This is a genomic window from Catenuloplanes niger (genome assembly GCF_031458255.1).
Lineage (GTDB): Bacteria > Actinomycetota > Actinomycetes > Mycobacteriales > Micromonosporaceae > Catenuloplanes > Catenuloplanes niger.
On record NZ_JAVDYC010000001.1, the window covers coordinates 270,466 to 287,093 of the forward strand.

Here is a 16,628-nt window from a genome sequence, read left to right on the forward strand (position 1 = left end):
AGCCTAATAGATCATCCGGCCGTACGCGTCCCCGATCCCGGACTTGCGGAAGAAATATGTGTTGATCTGATCGCGCCACTCGATCGCGGACCGCAACTGCTCGTCGAGCAGCGCGGCCACCCGGGCGTGCACGTCCGGGTCGATCCTCAGCCGCCGCCAGCGCTCCCGCGCGGCCGCCACCCGCGCCACCCCGTCGAAGTGGGTGTCGTAGATGTGCTGGATCACGGTCCGGCCGGACCGCAGCACGTGCGTGTAGGACACGTGGTGCAGGAACAGCAGCAGCTCGTCGGGGCAGTCGGCCAGGGACTCGAAGACCTCGCTCCACGGGTACGGATAGAGCCCGGCGAACCCGGTGCCGGTCGCCACCGTGCGGTCCACGCCGACGCCGTCCCGGTCCGCGAAGTGGTAGGTGCCCCAGGGCGTGTACTCGTACCCGTCCACGTCCGGGCCGTAGTGATGACCGGGCCGGACCATGAACCCGACGCCGAGCGGCGCGGTGTAGCTCTCGTACGTGCGCCACGAGTCGTCCATGATCGCGTGGAGCGCCGCCCGCGTACCGTCGTCCGCGCCGAACGTCAGCGTGATCCACTCGTCCAGGATCTCGCCCGGCGTCAGCGTCGGGTCCCAGGCCAGCCGGCCGAACGCGTAGAGATTCGCCTGCGCGAGCGGGTGCCCGGTCCAGAACGGGTCGTCGCCGGTGTTCGCGACCGCGACCACCTCCGCGACCGTGCCGGCGATCGGCGGCCCGTCGTCGCCGCGCGGCCGGAACCCGAGGATGCCCGACCACATCGGCGCCAGGTAGCAGACGTGCTTCTGCTGGCCGGTGTACTCCTGGGTGGCCTGCAACTCGAGCGCCAGCCGGGTGCGCGGCATCGCGGCCAGCACCGGCGACACCGGCTCGCGCGGCTGGAAGTCCATCGGGCCGTGCTTGACCTGCACGATCACGGAGTCGGCGAACGCGCCGTCGAGCGGCGTGAAGTGGTCGAAGGCGGCGCGGGCCCGGTCGGTGGAACGGTCCCGCCAGTCCTGCCGGTGGTCGTAGACGAACGCGCGCCAGTGCACCGTCGCACCGTACGGCGCGAGCGCCTCGGCCAGCATGTTCGCGCCGTCCGCGTGCGTGCGGCCGTAGGCGAACGGGCCCGGCTGCCCCTCGGAGTCGGCCTTGACCAGTACGCCGCCGAAGTCCGGGATCCGCTCGCAGACACCGGCGAGGGTGAGCGCCCACCAGGAGCGCACGGCCGGGTCGAGCGGGTCCGCGGTGTCCAGGCCGCCGAGCAGCATCGGCGCGGCGAACGTGACGGCGAGGTGCACGCGGATGCCGTACGGCCGGAACTGCTCCGCCAGCAGCACGATCTCGGCGAGCCGGTCGGTGAGCAGCCGCGCCTCGGTCGCGTGCACGTTGACGTTGTTGAGCGCGACCGCGTTGATCCCGACGCCGGCCAGCAGCCGGGCGTAGTCGCGGATCCGCGGCAGGTCGGCGGTGCGCAGCGCACCGGCCGACCAGAACAGCGAGCCGCCGGCGTAACCGCGCTCGACCTGGCCCATCACGGGGTGGACGTCGACGTTGTCCCAGTGGTCGAGCATGCGGCGCGGGAACGCCGGAGCGCTGTCGACGCGCGGGCCGGGGGTGAACGCGGACTCCCCCATCCGTACCGTGGCGAACAGCCCGTGCAGCAGCCCGGCGTGCGTCGCGGCCGTGACCGTGGTCGCGCGCTGCTCGCGGACGATGGCGTAGCCATGGTGGGCCGGCCCGGCCAGCGTGAGGATCAGGTCGGCGTCGCCGGAGGTGACCAGCTCGCCGCCGTGCGCGGCGACGGCGGCCTCGACCTCGTCGCGGACCGTGCCGGGCACGTCGACGCGGACCCGGCGGCTGCCGATCGGGCGCCACACCCCGGCCGGCAACCACGCCGGGTGAACGGTGACATTCGTCAATGCGGGCCTCCCAGGCGATTCTGGGATCGCCGCCGCCCCGCTGTCAACGCCGTCTCAGGCGTCCGCCCAGCGGGGTATCAGCGCGGCCTGACCGGCCTCGAGGTTCCACACCGTGACGTCCGCTATCCAGAATGGACGACCGTCGCGACCGACCCGCAGCCCGCGGTAACCGCGCACGAAACCCTGGCTGCGCACCGACTCCAGGAACGCGGCCCGCGCGGCCCGGTCCTGCGCGGCGGCGGACAACCGGGACGGCAGGCCGACGAACTCGTCCCGGTCGTAGCCGAACAGCCGCTGCGCCGTGCGGTTCGCGTAGACGAACCGCGGGTCGGCCGCGTCGTCCTGGGCGAGCAGGCCGAACGGCGCCTCGTACAGCCAGGTGGCGGCCGCCGCGCCGGTCAGCCCGTCCGGCAGCAGCCGCTCGCCGACGACCCGGGTGAAACTGTCCGCGAGCGTGGCCTCGATCGTCCTCATCGGACGAGAATATTGCTCAGCCGAGCGTGCGCAGCAACGCGGCCAGCTCATCCGGGACGGTCACCATGCAGTCGTGGCCGCTGCGCAGCTCCCGAACCTGCGCCGGGGTGCCGTTCGGCTGGGTCGCCGGCACCGGGCGGCGGGTGATGCCGTCGACCTCGAGGCCCACGCAGTGGATATGGGTCCGCGGGATCGCGGCGGCGGCCGGGTCGTCCAGCCGGACCGGCTGCCGGTAGGCGCGGACCGGCTCGTCCACCAGCATGCCGCGCACCCAGGCCCGGTCGTCCGGGTCGGTCACGCCGAACAGGCCGTGCGGCGCCGGCAGCTCCGGCAGCGGCGGGATCCGCCACGGCGTGCCGGACGCGGCCGCGGCCTCGATCAGCGTCGCGGTGATCGGCATGACGTCGACCGCGGTCTCGCCGTCGACCGGGACCATCGCGTCGAGGTAGACCAGGTGGCCGATCCGGTCCGGCACCCGGTTCGCGACGGACGAGACGACCAGGCCGGCGAAGCTGTGCCCGACCAGGATCACGTCGGTGAGGTCGGCCGCGAGGATCACGCCGGTGACGTCGTCGACGTAGGTGTCCAGGCCGACGTCCGGGGTGAGCAGGTGCGCGGTGTCGCCGTGGCCGGTCAGCGAGGGCGCGAGAACGCGATGCCCGGCGGCGGTCAGCAGCGGCACGACCCGGTCCCAGACCTCGCCGCTGTGCCAGGCGCCGTGAACCAGCAGGTAGGTGCTCATGGGGTGACTGCCTCCCGGCTAGGATGACGAACAAAGCGGGACGACGTCCCGTTTCGACGATACGGGACACTGTCCCGTTTACGGAACGGGGGTGTGGGCGATGCACGACACAGTGCCGACGGGTGACCCGGTGGCGGCCGGGATCGGTGCGGCGGGGGCCGATGCGGTGGACGGTGCGGCGGTGGACGGTTCCGGTGCGGCGGTGGACGGTTCCGGTGGGGCGGTGGCGCGGCCGAGGCGGGCGGACGCGCGGCGCAATCAGAAGGCGCTGCTCGACGCCGCCGCCGCGGTGTTCGTCCGGTCCGGCGTGGAGGCACCGATCCGCGACATCGCGGCCGAGGCCGGCGTCGGCACCGCCACGATCTACCGGCACTTCCCCACCCGCGCCGACCTGATCATCGCGGTCTACCGGCACCAGGTGGAGGCGCTCGCCGCGGCCGGCCCGGAGCTGCTGTCCTCGGCCCCCGGCCCGTACGCGGCGCTGCGGCAGTGGTTCGAGACGTTCGTCGACTTCGTCATCACCAAGCTCGGCCTGGCCGCGGTGCTGCAGTCCGACGACCCCTGCTACGACCCGCTGCACTCCTACTTCCTGGAGCGCCTCGAACCGGTCTGCGCCCGGCTGCTCACGGCCGCGGCCGAGTCCGGCGAGATCCGCCCCGGCCAGGACGCCGCCGAACTGATGTGGGCCGTCGGGGGCATCTGCGCCGGCGCCGGCCGGAACTCCCGCTACGACGCCCGCCGCCTGGTGCTGCTGCTCATCGCCGGCCTGCGCCCCTGACCGGTCCACCGCCCGGCACGGCGATCGAGGCACCACATCGCCGGGCCGGGCGTCCCACGCCGGTGTGCGCGCCTCGCGCTCCGGGCCGCGCGGCAGAACCGGCTCGAGCGCGTGTCCCGGAGCGCCTGATGGCCCGCCTGGACACGGTCGACACCAAGGTCTTGTCAACCCGGCCCGGACGGCGCCGACGCCGTCCGGAACCTCGGGGCGGAGACGCTCGACCGGGCCAGATCCGGGGCCGGTGGGATCGCCGAACGCGCGCTCCGCCGGCGGGGTGACGACCGCGCCGACCCGCGAGGGTGGGTCGACCGGTTAATCGCTGGCCGCCACGTCCGTCACCGGTAAGGATCGGGCCGTGGAGACGTTTCTGCGGACCGAGCGGCTCGTGCTGCGGGAGTTCACCACGGACGACGTGGACCTGGTGGTGGCGCTGCACTCGGATCCCGAGGTGATGGAGTTCCTCACCGGCGGGAGGCCGCAGACGCAATCAGCCGTCGTGGAGCGGACGCTCCCGGCATTCATCCGGGACTATCCGGATCGGGGTGCGTGGGCCGCGTTCGATAAGGAGTCCGGGGCATTCGCCGGGTGGTTCGCGCTGTCACCGGTGGCGAGCGCGGACCGGACCGTGGTGGATCTCGGTTATCGGCTGCACAAGGCGACGTGGGGGCGCGGAATCGCGACCGAAGGCGCGCGGGCGCTGGTCGACAAGGCGTTCCGTGAGCTGGGCGTGGAGCGGATCGTGGCGGACACGATGACGGTCAACGCGCGGTCGCGGCGGGTGCTGGAGAAGGCCGGCCTGCGGTACGTGCGGACGTTCTTCGGCGAGTGGCCGGAGACCATTCCGGGTGCCGAGCACGGCGACGTGGAATACGCGCTCGACCGGGCGGAATGGGCGGCGCGCTGAAAAATGTCGTACCCCCGTGGCATCGTGCGCGGCATGGCACATCTGACTCCGATCCCTGCCGAAGAGCCCCGCCCACGGCAGGTGATCTCCCAGCGGGACGCGCGCACGCGTCTCGCACACCTCCTCGCCCGCACCGGTCCCGCCGACATCGTCACCGTGATCGCGGACGGGGACCGGCCGCTCGCCGCGCTCGTCCCGGTCCCGGCCGCGCAGAGCGCCGCGGAGGCCGCGGCGGCCGCCCGCCGCGCGGAGAAGAGCGCGGCCGGCTGGTCCGCACGCCTGGAGAAGCTGCGCGCGCAACTGCTGGCACGGCACGCGGCGGAGACCGACGAGCTCGTGCGGGCGCTGGCGGACGCCTGGTCCGAGCTGGACCGGCGCAGTCCACCCGGCCGCGACCCCGCGGTCGACAATCTGCGCGCGGCACACCGCCCGCTGCTCCGCGACGACCGCCACCAGGCCGCCTGACCCCACCACGCCGGCCGCCCGGCGCCACCACGCCGGCGCGCGACGCCACCGCCACCACGCCGGCCGCGCGGCGCCACCAAAACGCCGGCCGCGCGACGCCGCCGCGACCGGTCAGATCGCTGACGTCACCGCCCCCGGGCGACCGCGCCGTGCCGGTCAGGACGGCTGACCATTACCGCCGGGGGCCGGCACCGTCGGCCGGGCGACCGCACCGGCGGCTGCGCCGTGGCGGGGTCAGGACATCCGGCCGGCACCGCCGGCCGGGAGACCATGCCATCGGGGACGCCGTGGCGGGTCGGGCCGGTGGGGTTTGCCGTGACCACGGCGGGACCGGCAGGGAGGAGCGCCGGCGACGACCGGTGCCCGCGGGAGCACGGGGGACGCCACCACGCCGGAAGCGGGAAAGGAGAAGTGGTCAGGAGGCCGGCAGCAGCAGGTGGTCGAGGCAGAGGTCGAGGCCGGCCTCGAGGTGGTCGGCGGAGCCGGTGGAGATGAGGACGCTGACGCCGCCCTGGATCGCGGCGATCACGGCGGCGGCGGTGCGTTCCGGGTCGAGCGCCGGGTTCGCCTCGCCGTTGGCCTGGGTGGCCTCGACGCCGAGCCGGACGCATTCCTGCCAGCGCCGGATCAGCTGCGCCGTGACCGCTCGCGCGGCGGGGCTGTGCCGGCCCACGTCCGCGATCAGCACGCCGAGCGGGCAGTGGATGCCGCGGTCGCGGTAGTTGCCGATGATCAGGTCGCGCCACGCCTGCCAGGCCGCGCGGGAGGTGAGTTCCTCCAGGTAGGGCCGCTGGTCGTCGAAGACGTTCGCGGCCTCGAACTCGGTCACGGCCAGCAGCAGCTGCTCCCGGCCCTGCGGGAAGTAGTGGAACATCTGGCTCTTGCCGGTCCGGCTGCGCCGGCACACGTCGTCGAGCGTGACGGCGTTGATGCCGCGTTCGCGGATCTCGGCCGCGGCGGCCTCGACGATGCGCCGCCGGGTCGCGGCGCCCTTCCTGGTGGTCACCCCCAGACTGTACTTGCAGGTACATTTTTCGAAAAATAGCGTGGCCGCCATGAAGGCAATAGTGATCACCGAGGCCGGTGGCCCGGACGTGTTGCAGCTGTGTGAGCGCCCGGCGCCGCGGCCCGGCCCGGGCGAGGTCCTGATCGACGTCCGGGTGGCGGGCGTGAACTTCTTCGATACCGCGATCCGCCGGCTGGCGCAGGCCGAGGTGCCGGGCGTGGAGGGCGCCGGCGTGGTGACCGAGATCGGCGAGGGCGTGCGCGACCTCGCCCCGGGCGACCGCGTCGCCTGGCTGCACATGGGCTTCGGCAGCTACGCCGAGCAGATCGCGCTGCCCGCGGACGGTGTCGTGCGGGTGCCCGACGCCATCGACGACGAGACCGCGGCGGCGCTGCTGGTGCACGGCCTGACCGCGCACCACTTCGCGACCGTGTCCCACCCGGTGCGGCCCGGCGACGTCACGCTCGTGCACGCGGCGGCCGGCGGCGTGGGCCTGATGCTCACCCAGCTGATCAAGGCGCGCGGCGGCACCGTGATCGGGCTGGTGTCGCGGCCGGAGAAGGTCCCGGTCGCCACCGCGGCGGGCGCCGACCATGTCCTGGTCAGCACCGGGGACGCGTTCCCGGACCGGGTGCGCGAGCTGACCGGCGGCGAGGGCGTGCACGCGGTCTTCGACGGTGCGGGCGCGACCACGTTCGACGCGTCGATGTCGCTGCTGCGGCGGCACGGCACGTTCGTGTTCTACGGTCCGCTGATCGGCGAGCCGCCGACCGTGCGGCTGAGTGAGCTGCCGCGCAGCATCAGCATCACCTACCCCACGCCGGAGGACCACGTCGACACGCCGGAGAAGCTGCGGGCGCACACGTCGGAGCTGTTCGGCCTGGTGGAGAGGGGTGAGCTGACCGTACGGATCACCGGCCGGTACCCGCTGGCGGACGCGGCGCGGGCGCACGCCGCGATCGAGTCCCGCACGACCACGGGCAAGCTGCTGCTCCTCCCCTGAATTAGAACATGTGTTCTATGATGGCGCGGTGACCATCCTGCACGCCGACCTGGACTCGTTCTACGCGTCCGTGGAGCAACGCGACGACCCGCGACTGCGCGGGCGCCCGGTCCTGGTCGGCGGCGGGGTGGTGCTGGCCGCCAGCTACGAGGCGAAGGCGCGCGGCGTGCGCACCCCGATGGGCCTGGCGCAGGCGCGGGCGCTCTGCCCGGACGCGATCGTGGTGCCGCCGCGGATGAGCGCCTACTCCGCGGCCAGCAAGCGCGTGTTCGAGATCTTCCGGGACACGACGCCACTGGTCGAGGGCATCTCGATCGACGAGGCGTTCCTGGACGTGAGCGGTCTGCGGAAGATCCGTGGCACCCCGGCGGAGATCGCGGCGACGCTGCGGGCGGACGTCCGCGACCGGACCGGGCTGCCGATCACGGTCGGCGTCGCGCGCACGAAGTTCCTGGCCAAGGTGGCCAGCGGCGTCGGCAAGCCGGACGGCCTGCTGGTCGTACCGGTCGACGGCGAACTGGACTTCCTGCATCCGCTGCCGGTCGAGCGGCTGTGGGGCGTCGGCCCGGTCACCGCCGCGAAACTACGGGATCGGCAGATCCACACGGTCGGCCACGTGGCCCGCGTCGGCGAGGCGGCGCTGGTCGCGATGCTGGGCGCGGGCGCCGGCCGCCACCTGCACGCGCTCGCCCACAACCACGACCCCCGGCCGGTACGGGTGGGGGTGCGCCGCGGCTCGATCGGCGCACAGTGCGCGCTCGGCCGCGGCCCGCACCCGTTCACCGAGGTCGACGCGGTGCTGGCCGTGCTGGTCGACCGGGTGGCCCGGCGGATGCGCGCGGCGGGCCGGCCGGGCCGGACCGTGACGTTGCGGCTGCGGTTCGGCGACTACACGCGCGCCACGCGGTCACGCAGCCTGGTCATGGCGACGCTGAGCACCCGGGTGGTCCTGGAGACCGCGCGCGAGCTGCTGTCCGCGGCCCGGCCGCTGCTCACCGAGCGCGGGATCACGCTGGTCGGCGTGGCGGTCGGCAACCTGGACGGCGGCGGCGCGGTCCAGCCGGAGCTGCCGTTCGACGACCCGCACGACGAGGGCCTGGACTCCGCGCTGGACGCGATCCGCGACCGGTTCGGCGCCGGCTCGGTCACCCGGGCGGACCGGCTCGGCCGCGACCTGCACGCGGCCGCGCCGATCCTCCCCGACTGATCAGACGCTCAGTGCGCACCCTGGGCGCGGTCCGGCTCCGGCTTACGGTGGTCACCGAACCGCGGGTCGACGTCCTCACCGATACCGTCCGGATCCGGCACCGCCGCCATCGGGTCGCTGTCCGCGGAACCGGGCCCGTCCTGCGTCGTGTACTCGGAGTACTGCTCGGGGTTGATGTCACTCATGCCGGGCTTCCCTTCACGCTGCGGCCGCGCCGTGCTCGGCACCGCGCCGCTCCTGACGCAGGGATACCCCGAAATGCCGGAAAGATCCCTGACGGTACGCGACCCGCCCGGTTCCACTGAGGATGCTGCCATGACCGCCGCGCCTCGTCGCACCCGGTGACCGCGGCCCTCCCGCGCGCGGTATACCGGTCACCCGCGGGAACCTCGCCTCCGCACGCGGCGGCCTCGCCACGGCGTCGGACCACTGACCTGTCATGCGGCGAACACTGCGGGAGGAACGGGAGGCCGGGGCATCGTGGGGACCTGGGACGTCGGGCCGTTCGACAACGACGACGCGGCGGACTTCGCCGGTGAGCTGGACGACGCGCCGCCGCGCGCCCGCATCGACATGGTCGGCGCCGCGCTCGAACGCGGCGCCGACGACTTCTCGCCCTGGGACGCCCCACGAGCCGTCGCGGCCGCTGCCCTGGTCGCGGCCCAGTACCCGGGCGGCAGACCCGTCGACCCCGTCCACGGGCCGGACAGCACGATGCCGCCGTTCCCTGCCTCCTTCCGGGACCTCGCGATCGAGGCCCTGGACCGCGTGATCACCACACCGACATGGCTCGCGGAGGCCTGGAACGCGAGCTCCCGGGGGCCCGAATGGCGCCGCACCGTCTCCGGCCTGCGCACGGTTCTCGATCCACCGCAGCGCGAGACCCTCTTCGAGCCCTGACCCGCTCCGGTTCCCGGGTGCGGCGGCCGGAATGACCGCGGCCCCCGGTTGTCGTGACGTGCCCGCAGCGGTGCGTGGCTGTGCTTTCATGCCGGGGTGGATGACGTGGAGCTCTGGTTCCGGCACGGCAGTGAGCTTGCCGACGCGGGCGGGCCGGCCGAGGCCGAGGCGCTGGCGCTGCTGCGCGCCGCGGCGGCCGCGGGGCACGGGCCCGCGCGGGTGCGGCTGGCCTCGTTCCTGACCCTGCAGTATTCCGGGGCCGGCACACGGTCCCACGCGGAGGCGATGCGGTTGCTCGGCGAGGCGGTGGCAGCGGATGTCCCGGGTGCCCGGAACATGCTCGGCCTGACGCTCTGGGACGACGGCCTGCTGGACGAGGCCGAGGTCTCGCTGCGGGCGGCGGTCGCGGCGGGAGACTCCGACGCGCCGGTGAACCTGGCGGCGCTCCTGCACCGGCGGGGCGCCGACGCGGAGGCGTTCGCGCTGCTGCGACGGGCGGCGGAGCGTGGTGACGGGCCCGCGTACCGGATCATCATGCGGCTGTTGCCGCCGCACGGCCGCGCCGCGCGGGAGGTGACCGGCGCCTACGAGGCGGCCACCGACCCGGCGGAGCGGCCGGTGTGCGTGCACGTCCCGGACTGGCGCCTCGACGCCTCCGTGATCCCGGCCGACTGAACCGGCCGGGCGGGGGCCGCTCGGGGTGCCGCGTTCTCACTCCGACTGGACCACGGTGAACGGTGGCCGTACGCCCTCGGTGAGCTCGGCCGCGGCGTCGAGTGCCATCTCCGCGCGCCGGCGGCTGCCGACCGGTGACCTGGCCGTGGAGTGCAGCGATCCCAGCGCGACCAGATAGCCGGAACCGACCGCGGCGTAACCGGAGATCGTGTGCCCGATCTGGTAGTCCTCGCCGACGACGTAGAGGCGTCCGTGAATGCCGACGAGGAACTGCCCGCCCTGTTCCTGCCCGTTCTCGATCCGGGCGTAGCCGCCCGCGGAGAGGCACCCGCGGACGGCCTCGATGAACGTGGTGACCATGAACCGGTCGACGTCCCAGGTGTCGGGCTCGCCGACGGTCAGGGAGTAGCGCAGCAGCTGACCCATCCGATAGCTGGTCGTGAAACCCATCAGATAGGGGCCCACCTGGAACACCTTGGAATCCGACCGCACCGCGACGTGCCATCCGTCGCTTCCGGCCGAGTCCCCTCCGATGGTGACGGTCCGCCCGTCCGTGATCCCCACGATGCACGTCATGCAGCCACTCTCCATGGCAGGCGGGTCCGTGCCAACCGGCGCCGGGCGCTCTCAGGCGATCGGCGACAACGTCACCAGTTCCTGGGTGCAGCGGGTCAGGGCCACGTAGAGCGCGTTGTGGCCGCGGGGTTCGGCCGCGATGCGGGCCGGGTCGACCAGCACGGTGGCGTCGAACTCGAGGCCCTTGGACTGGGTGGCGGTCAGCACGGGGGTGTCGTGGACCGCCGCGGTCAGCGCGGCGATCAGGGCGGTGGGGGCGATCACGCCGACGGTGCCGCCGGTCCAGCGGTGCCGGAGCGTGGCGACCGCCTCGGCCGCGGCGGCCGGCAACCGGTCCGCGGTGGTCTCGACGGTCCGCGGGGCGATGCCGGACGAGCGGACGGCGCGGGGCGGCGCGTTGCGGCTGCCGGCGGCGCGCAGTACCGGCGTGGTCAGCTCCATCACCTCGCGTGGGGTGCGGTAGCAGATGGTCAGCTCCGCGGCGGTCCACCGGTCGCCGAGCGTGGACCGCACCGCCTCCGCCCAGCCGGTGTGCCGGTGCGCGGCCTCGGCCTGGTCGATGTCGCCGACCGCGGTGATCGACCGGGACGGGCAGCGGCGCAGCACCATGTGCCACTGCATCTCGGACAGCTCCTGCGCCTCGTCGATCACGACGTGACCGTAGACCCAGCCGCGCTGCCGCCGGGCCCGCTCGGCGACGGACCCGGCGGCCGGTGCCGGGCCGTCGAGGTCACCGAGCAGGTCCGCGACCGCGTCGAGCAGCGGGACGTCGCTCGGCGCCCACCCGTCCGCGCCGGCGTCCGCCGCGACCAGCCCGGCCTCCTCCGGTGTCAGGTCCGGTGCGTACCGGGCCAGCAGTGCGGCGTCGGTCAGCAGGTTCCGCAGCACGGTCCGCGGGTCCCGGGCCGGCCACACGCTGTCGACGAAACGGGCGATCGTGGCGTCGGCGGCGATCCGGTCCCGCAGTTCGTCGATCTCCTCGTCGGACATCAGGCCGTCGACGTCGGAACCGGACCGGCCGTCGTCGCCGGGCTCGGGACGGAACCGGGCGAGGATGTCCTCGTAGCCCTCGTCCATCCGGTCCAGCAGCGCGGCCCGCTGCTCGGCCACGGCCTCGGCCAGGACGTGGTGCAGGTGCTCGGCGAAGACGGCCCGGGCCCGGTGGTGGGAGCGGCCCTGGACCGCGGAGGCGAGCAGGTGCCCGACCGCGTCCGCCCCGATCAGGTGGAACTCGCCGTCCCAGCGCAGTTTCAGCTCGCGCGCCCGCGGCAGCAGCGACCGTACGTACCGCTCCAGCGCGCCCTGCCAGAGCGCCCGGCCCTTGAGCTCGGCGATCCGCCGCGACTCGGCGCGGGTCACGGCCACGCCGGGGAGCAGCGTGTCGCAGGTCGCGGCGACGACCGCGGTCTCGCCGAGCGCGGGCAGCACCTGCGCGATGTAGTCCAGGAACCGCGTCGACGGGCCGAGCACCAGCACCGCCCGCTCGGCCATCTGCCGGTACGTGAACAGCAGGTACGCCACCCGGTGCAGCGCGACCACGGTCTTGCCGGTGCCGGGTCCGCCCTGGACGATCAGCGGCCCGGTCGCCTCGGCCCGGATGACGGCGTCCTGTTCGCGCTGCAACGTGGCGATCGCGGTCGACATCCGGCCGGTCCGTCGCTCGTTCAGTGCCGCCAGCAGCGCGCCCTCGCCGACCAGCGCACCGCCGTCGGCACCGTCCAGCGGCTCGTCGTCGACCCCGGCCACGACCGGCCCGTCCGTGCGGACGTGCCGGCGCCGGGCCTGGCCCTGCGGGTCGACCGGGGTCGCGGTGTAGAACGGCCGCGCGGCCGGTGCCCGCCAGTCGACCACGATCGGGTCGGCGGTCTCGTCGTCGTCGCGGATCCCGGTCCGGCCGATGTGCCGCACCGTGCCGTCCACGCCGTCGAGCCGGCCGAAGATCAGCCCGCCCGACGCCCGGCGCAGTTCCTCGAGTTGCGCCCGCAGGCCGCGCTGCCGGGCCCGGCCGGTGGCGTCCTCGGCCGGCACCGCCAGTTCCGCCGTCAGGCGCGCCGCGAGCCGGTCCCGCCGTGCGACCGCGGCGTCCAGGAACCGCTGTTCCTCCGCGATCGCGAGTGCGGCGCCGTCGCGAGTGGATTCCGAATCAGTGCTGAGCATACGAACCTCCCGGCTGTCCCGGCCGGGAATGCTAACGACACACAACCGCCCTGATCAGCGCCGGGAGACAGTAATCTCACCCGCTTGCGAAATGCGTTCCGATCGCATCTGTCGAATGCGAACACCGCCTTGACCGACGGCGCAAAGTGTGATCTCCAAAGCGGAATCGCCATTCAAGGATATGATGTGCGTCGATGTTTCGAGGAGGATTTCGTGCCGGCACACGACGCTCCACCCCGGCGACGGGTGATCATCGATACCGACGCCAAGAACGAGGCGGATGATCAGTTCGCCGTCGTGCATGCGCTGCTCTCGCCCAGTGTGGACGTGCGCGGCGTGATCGCGGCGCACTTCGGCATCCGGCCGGGCCGGGGCGAGCGGGGCATGCCGGACAGCCGGGCCGAGATCGATCTGCTGCTCGGCCACCTCGGCATGCGCGACACCGTCCGGGCCGAGAACGGTGCCGCGTTCGCGATGCCGGACGCGCACACCCCGGTCCCGTCGGCCGGCGCCGACCTGATCGTCGCGGAGGCGATGCGCGCGGACGGCCCGCTGTACGCCGCGTTCCTCGGGCCGCTCACCGACATGGCCTCGGCACTGCTCATCGAGCCGCGCATCGCCGAGCGCGACCTCGTCGTGGTCTGGATCGGCGGCCCCGGCTACGACGGGCTCGACCCGTCCCCCGGCCGGCCGGAGTTCAACCTCGCCAACGACGTCGTCGCGGCGAACGTGGTGTTCCGTTCCGCCCTCACGGTCTGGCAGATCCCCCGGTCGGTCTTCACACAGACCGCCGTCGGATACGCGGAACTGGAGGATCGGGTCGCCCCCTGCGGTCCGCTCGGCCGCTACCTCGTCGACCAGCTCGTCGAGTGGAACGCCGCACACGCCGACACGGTCATGGAGTACCGCTGCCTCGGCGACTCCCCCGCCGTGGCGGTCATCATCAACCCCACCGCCGGGCAGTACGAATCCCGCCCCGCGTACGGCTTCACCTGGGACGCCGAGTACGACACCCGCACCGCGTACCGCCCGATCCGGGTCTACCGCACCATCGACGCCCGGTTCATGTTCGAGGACCTGTTCGCCAAGCTGCGCCGGGCCGCCCGCGACGGCACGTGATCCCGCGGCCCGGTCAGATCAGTCGCAGGTGACGGGTGGCGACGGTGACGGTGACGCGCTGGCCCCAGGTCAGCTGGAGCGCGTCGGTCTCGAGGCCGTCGGCGAACGCGACCAGGCGCTCGGACTCGCTCGCCAGTTCCAGGGACTCGCCGGGGTGCAGCAGGCCGGCGGACTCGGTGACGCCGGTGGACGGGGACGGCCAGGCCTCCCGGACGTACCAGCAGAGGTGCGGGTCGGCCGGGCCGGGCATCGGCGGCGCGGTGGCCCGCTCACGGGCGATCGAGGCGCACCAGCCGGTCGCGCCGGTGCCGGTGCCGACGATCACGCCGGACGAGGACTGCCGTTCGCGGTGCCCGCCGGGCGTGGTGAGGACGTAGCGGGCGGACTGGTGGCCGGGCTGCCCGAGGTAGATCTCGTTGAGGCCGTGCAGTTCCTGACCGTCGTCGAGGCGTGCGGTGACCATGGTCCGGCGCGCGCCGCCACCGGCGTCGCGGTGCAGGCCGGCGAGCAGGCCGGGGACCGCGGCGGGGGCGTGCCGGACCAGGACGCCGGCGTTGCGGCCGGGTTCCGGGTCGACGCCGATGACGGGCTGGCCGTCGAGGTACTTCGCCACGTTCGCGACCAGGCCGTCCGGCCCGACCGCGATGATCACGTCTTCCGGGGCGAACAGGAAGCGGGGCAGGTCGGCGCGCTCCACGTGGCCGCGCCGCCAGTCGGCCGGGACGCCGGCGCTGACCGCGGTGAGGGCCGCGGTCAGCGCGGCGTGGCGGGCGGTGACGTCGTCGAGCGTGCGGCCGCGTTCACGGAGGAAGAACGCGGCCGCGCCGCGGGTGCCGTGCCGGGCGAGCAGCTCGTCGAGCTCGCTGCGCCGCGACACGATCACCACCCGGGGGTTGAGCGTGCTCACGACAGCCGCCCGAGGACCTTGCTGAGCAGGTCCGGCGTGACGGTCAGCTCGTTGATCGCGGGCAGCTGGCCGGCCAGTTCCTTGATCGCGAGCGCCTGCAGCACGCCCGGGGGCAGGTCACGGTACGCGGCCAGGCGCGCGGCCTCCGCCTCCGCCTCGGCCAGGCCGACGAGCCGGGCGCCGGCCGCGCGCGCCTCGTCCCGTACCCGTGCCGAATCCGCCTCCGCCGTTGCCTTCTGCCGCAGGCGATCCGCCTCGGCACCGCCGGCCACGCCCTGACGCTCGGCCTCGAGTTCCGCCTCGCGCCGGGTGTTCGCGCCGCGCTGCTCGACCAGCTGCTGCTCCCGCCGGGCCAGCTCGATCCTGCTCTGCAGCTCGTTCTCCGCGATCGACTGCTCCTGCTGGACCGCGTGCGCGCGCCGGGCGTACGTGGCCCGGTCCGCGTCCTGCTGCACCTGCTCGCGGGTCGGGGTCTGCAGCGCGCGTTCCATCTCCGGCTCCGGGCGCAGCGCGACGACGCGCGCGCTGACCACGGAGACGCCGGTCTCGGTCAGCCGCGGGTCGTCCGCGAGCGCGGTCGCGACCGCGGCCCGGATCGTGGCGATGCCGGTGGTCAGCGCGTCCGCCAGCGGCACCCGGGCGAGCAGGTCGAGCGCGGGCTGCTGGGCCAGCTCGGCGAGCATGCCGGCGACCTGGTCGAGCGGCTGACCGCGCCAGGTGCCCCGGTAGGGGTCGATGGAGAAGTCGAGGCGCGCGGCCGCCGCGGCCGGATCGCTCACCCGGTAGGTGACCGTGGCCTGCACGGTCACGTCCGCGAAGTCCTCGGTGCGGGCGTGGAACAGCAGCGGCAGCTCGCGGTCGTCGACCGGCACCTCGGACAGCGCGGCGGTGAGCGGCCGGTACCAGAACGACAGCCCGGTGCCGGCGCGCCGGACACGGCCGCCCACGGTGTGGCTGACCCAGCTGGTCGGTGCGGAGCGCAGGTGCCGCAGGTGGAAGCGGCGTGTCACGTCGGCCATGGTGGTCCTCCCCGATGTTTTCGTCACCATGACGATAAACCCCGGGCGCTATTATCGTCAACATGACGATTACGGTGGACCTGGTGCTGCTCACGATCCGCGACGGCGTGCTGCAGGTGCTGCTGGTCCGGCGCGGCATCCCGCCGTACCGGGGGAGGTGGGCCCTGCCCGGCGGTTTCGTGCTCGACGACGAGGATCTGGCCGACGCGGCGCTGCGCGAGCTGCGCGAGGAGACCGGGCTGGAACCGCGGCACCTGGAGCAGCTCGCCACCTACGGCACGCCGGGCCGCGACCCGCGCGGGCGGGTGGTCACGGTCGCCTACCTGGCGCTGCTGCCCGACCTGCCGTCCCCGGTCGCGGGCAGTGACGCGGCCGGCGCGGCGTGGCGGCCGTACGACGAGGTGGCCGGCGGCGGGCTCGCGTTCGACCACGACCGGATCCTGGCCGACGGCATCGAACGGGCCCGGTCCAAGCTGGAGTACACGCCGCTGGCGACCGCGTTCTGCCCGCCGGAGTTCACGATCGCGGACCTGCGCGGCGTGTACGAGACGGTGTGGCGCACCACGATCGACGCCCGCAACTTCCACCGCAAGGTGACCGGCGCGGAGGGCTTCGTCGAACCGACCGGCGGCACCGCCGAGCGCGACCGTGGCCGCCCGGCCCAGCTGTTCCGCCGCGGACCGGCCACGCTGCTGCACCCGCCGCTGTTGCGACCGCAACGCTAGGCCCTGTATCGACGTGGATGGCCGGGCTGCGGCGCGCTC

18 protein-coding genes are annotated in these 16,628 nt (G+C 73.9%); 9 read left to right on the forward strand and 9 right to left on the reverse strand.

Translation table 11 applies throughout. The features are described from left to right. Positions 1 to 3 precede the first annotated feature (3 nt). The 3 genes from J2S44_RS01190 to J2S44_RS01200 are packed head-to-tail and all read right to left on the reverse strand — an operon-like array spanning position 4 to position 3,148. On the reverse strand, positions 4 to 1,932 hold the full coding sequence (locus J2S44_RS01190; RefSeq protein ID WP_310408054.1) for an alpha-glucuronidase: 1,929 nt from the start codon (positions 1,930 to 1,932) through the stop codon (positions 4 to 6). Positions 1,933 to 1,986: 54 nt separating this feature from the next. Then, positions 1,987 to 2,406 (reverse strand): MEKHLA domain-containing protein, encoded by a 420-nt coding sequence (locus J2S44_RS01195; protein ID WP_310408057.1) that lies wholly within the window; start codon positions 2,404 to 2,406, stop codon positions 1,987 to 1,989. A gap of 16 nt (positions 2,407 to 2,422) precedes the next feature. Beyond that, positions 2,423 to 3,148, reverse strand: a complete 726-nt coding sequence (locus J2S44_RS01200; RefSeq protein ID WP_310408060.1) for an alpha/beta fold hydrolase — start codon at positions 3,146 to 3,148, stop codon at positions 2,423 to 2,425. 100 nt (positions 3,149 to 3,248) lie between these two features. Between J2S44_RS01200 and J2S44_RS01205 the strand changes: the two genes are divergently transcribed. The 3 genes from J2S44_RS01205 to J2S44_RS01215 all read left to right on the forward strand — a co-directional run bounded on the left by J2S44_RS01205 (position 3,249) and on the right by J2S44_RS01215 (position 5,295). Beyond that, positions 3,249 to 3,926, forward strand: a complete 678-nt coding sequence (locus J2S44_RS01205; protein ID WP_310408063.1) for a TetR/AcrR family transcriptional regulator — start codon at positions 3,249 to 3,251, stop codon at positions 3,924 to 3,926. A 355-nt stretch (positions 3,927 to 4,281) separates the two neighbouring features. Next, on the forward strand, positions 4,282 to 4,830 hold the full coding sequence (locus J2S44_RS01210) for a GNAT family N-acetyltransferase (RefSeq protein ID WP_310408065.1): 549 nt from the start codon (positions 4,282 to 4,284) through the stop codon (positions 4,828 to 4,830). 33 nt (positions 4,831 to 4,863) lie between these two features. Then, the gene (locus J2S44_RS01215; protein WP_310408068.1) at positions 4,864 to 5,295 is read left to right on the forward strand and encodes a type II toxin-antitoxin system Phd/YefM family antitoxin; all 432 of its coding nucleotides are present in this window, start codon (positions 4,864 to 4,866) and stop codon (positions 5,293 to 5,295) included. Between the two features lie 415 nt (positions 5,296 to 5,710). Here the strand turns inward: J2S44_RS01215 and J2S44_RS01220 are convergent, their stop codons facing one another. Beyond that, positions 5,711 to 6,301, reverse strand: a complete 591-nt coding sequence (locus J2S44_RS01220) for a TetR/AcrR family transcriptional regulator (protein ID WP_310408070.1) — start codon at positions 6,299 to 6,301, stop codon at positions 5,711 to 5,713. Between the two features lie 49 nt (positions 6,302 to 6,350). Between J2S44_RS01220 and J2S44_RS01225 the strand changes: the two genes are divergently transcribed. Together J2S44_RS01225 and dinB are read left to right on the forward strand one after the other, a co-directional pair. After that, entirely contained in the window at positions 6,351 to 7,304 is a 954-nt protein-coding gene (locus tag J2S44_RS01225; protein ID WP_310408072.1) for a quinone oxidoreductase family protein, read from the forward strand. A 28-nt stretch (positions 7,305 to 7,332) separates the two neighbouring features. Beyond that, positions 7,333 to 8,511 carry a DNA polymerase IV gene (gene dinB, locus J2S44_RS01230; protein WP_310408075.1) on the forward strand — a complete coding sequence of 393 codons (1,179 nt, stop codon included), beginning with the start codon at positions 7,333 to 7,335 and terminating at the stop codon, positions 8,509 to 8,511. Between the two features lie 8 nt (positions 8,512 to 8,519). Here the strand turns inward: dinB and J2S44_RS01235 are convergent, their stop codons facing one another. Continuing rightward, the gene (locus J2S44_RS01235; protein ID WP_307247634.1) at positions 8,520 to 8,696 is read right to left on the reverse strand and encodes a hypothetical protein; all 177 of its coding nucleotides are present in this window, start codon (positions 8,694 to 8,696) and stop codon (positions 8,520 to 8,522) included. A gap of 295 nt (positions 8,697 to 8,991) precedes the next feature. Between J2S44_RS01235 and J2S44_RS01240 the strand changes: the two genes are divergently transcribed. Both J2S44_RS01240 and J2S44_RS01245 read left to right on the forward strand, forming a co-directional pair. Continuing rightward, the gene (locus J2S44_RS01240) at positions 8,992 to 9,411 is read left to right on the forward strand and encodes a DUF4259 domain-containing protein (RefSeq protein ID WP_310408078.1); all 420 of its coding nucleotides are present in this window, start codon (positions 8,992 to 8,994) and stop codon (positions 9,409 to 9,411) included. Between the two features lie 96 nt (positions 9,412 to 9,507). Further along, on the forward strand, positions 9,508 to 10,086 hold the full coding sequence (locus tag J2S44_RS01245; RefSeq protein WP_310408081.1) for a hypothetical protein: 579 nt from the start codon (positions 9,508 to 9,510) through the stop codon (positions 10,084 to 10,086). 36 nt (positions 10,087 to 10,122) lie between these two features. Here J2S44_RS01245 and J2S44_RS01250 read toward each other — a convergent pair whose 3' ends face one another. Further along, positions 10,123 to 10,662: a hypothetical protein gene (locus tag J2S44_RS01250; protein ID WP_310408084.1), complete on the reverse strand. Its 540-nt coding sequence runs from the start codon at positions 10,660 to 10,662 to the stop codon at positions 10,123 to 10,125. 51 nt (positions 10,663 to 10,713) lie between these two features. Further along, the gene (locus J2S44_RS01255; protein ID WP_310408086.1) at positions 10,714 to 12,819 is read right to left on the reverse strand and encodes a HelD family protein; all 2,106 of its coding nucleotides are present in this window, start codon (positions 12,817 to 12,819) and stop codon (positions 10,714 to 10,716) included. A 246-nt stretch (positions 12,820 to 13,065) separates the two neighbouring features. Between J2S44_RS01255 and J2S44_RS01260 the strand changes: the two genes are divergently transcribed. After that, positions 13,066 to 13,938: a nucleoside hydrolase gene (locus tag J2S44_RS01260; RefSeq protein WP_310408089.1), complete on the forward strand. Its 873-nt coding sequence runs from the start codon at positions 13,066 to 13,068 to the stop codon at positions 13,936 to 13,938. A gap of 13 nt (positions 13,939 to 13,951) precedes the next feature. Here the strand turns inward: J2S44_RS01260 and J2S44_RS01265 are convergent, their stop codons facing one another. Then, positions 13,952 to 14,845 carry an NAD(+)/NADH kinase gene (locus J2S44_RS01265; protein ID WP_310408091.1) on the reverse strand — a complete coding sequence of 298 codons (894 nt, stop codon included), beginning with the start codon at positions 14,843 to 14,845 and terminating at the stop codon, positions 13,952 to 13,954. Continuing rightward, entirely contained in the window at positions 14,842 to 15,864 is a 1,023-nt protein-coding gene (locus J2S44_RS01270; RefSeq protein WP_310408093.1) for an SPFH domain-containing protein, read from the reverse strand. The genes J2S44_RS01265 and J2S44_RS01270 overlap by 4 nt, the downstream gene beginning before the upstream one ends. 62 nt (positions 15,865 to 15,926) lie before the next feature. Here J2S44_RS01270 and J2S44_RS01275 point away from each other — a divergent pair, with 62 nt between their 5' ends. Then, the gene (locus tag J2S44_RS01275; protein ID WP_310408095.1) at positions 15,927 to 16,589 is read left to right on the forward strand and encodes an NUDIX hydrolase; all 663 of its coding nucleotides are present in this window, start codon (positions 15,927 to 15,929) and stop codon (positions 16,587 to 16,589) included. Positions 16,590 to 16,628 lie beyond the last annotated feature (39 nt).

What these genes read in the sequence shown, in the direction of transcription:
- J2S44_RS01195 (WP_310408057.1), bottom strand. Translation starts at nt 2,406, where the DNA reads ATGAGGACGATCGAGGCCACGCTCGCGGACAGTTTCACCCGGGTCGTC.
- J2S44_RS01200 (WP_310408060.1), bottom strand. Translation starts at nt 3,148, where the DNA reads ATGAGCACCTACCTGCTGGTTCACGGCGCCTGGCACAGCGGCGAGGTC.
- J2S44_RS01205 (WP_310408063.1), top strand. Translation starts at nt 3,249, where the DNA reads ATGCACGACACAGTGCCGACGGGTGACCCGGTGGCGGCCGGGATCGGT.
- J2S44_RS01215 (WP_310408068.1), top strand. Translation starts at nt 4,864, where the DNA reads ATGGCACATCTGACTCCGATCCCTGCCGAAGAGCCCCGCCCACGGCAG.
- J2S44_RS01225 (WP_310408072.1), top strand. Translation starts at nt 6,351, where the DNA reads ATGAAGGCAATAGTGATCACCGAGGCCGGTGGCCCGGACGTGTTGCAG.
- J2S44_RS01235 (WP_307247634.1), bottom strand. Translation starts at nt 8,696, where the DNA reads ATGAGTGACATCAACCCCGAGCAGTACTCCGAGTACACGACGCAGGAC.
- J2S44_RS01250 (WP_310408084.1), bottom strand. Translation starts at nt 10,662, where the DNA reads ATGACGTGCATCGTGGGGATCACGGACGGGCGGACCGTCACCATCGGA.
- J2S44_RS01255 (WP_310408086.1), bottom strand. Translation starts at nt 12,819, where the DNA reads ATGCTCAGCACTGATTCGGAATCCACTCGCGACGGCGCCGCACTCGCG.
- J2S44_RS01270 (WP_310408093.1), bottom strand. Translation starts at nt 15,864, where the DNA reads ATGGCCGACGTGACACGCCGCTTCCACCTGCGGCACCTGCGCTCCGCA.
- J2S44_RS01275 (WP_310408095.1), top strand. Translation starts at nt 15,927, where the DNA reads ATGACGATTACGGTGGACCTGGTGCTGCTCACGATCCGCGACGGCGTG.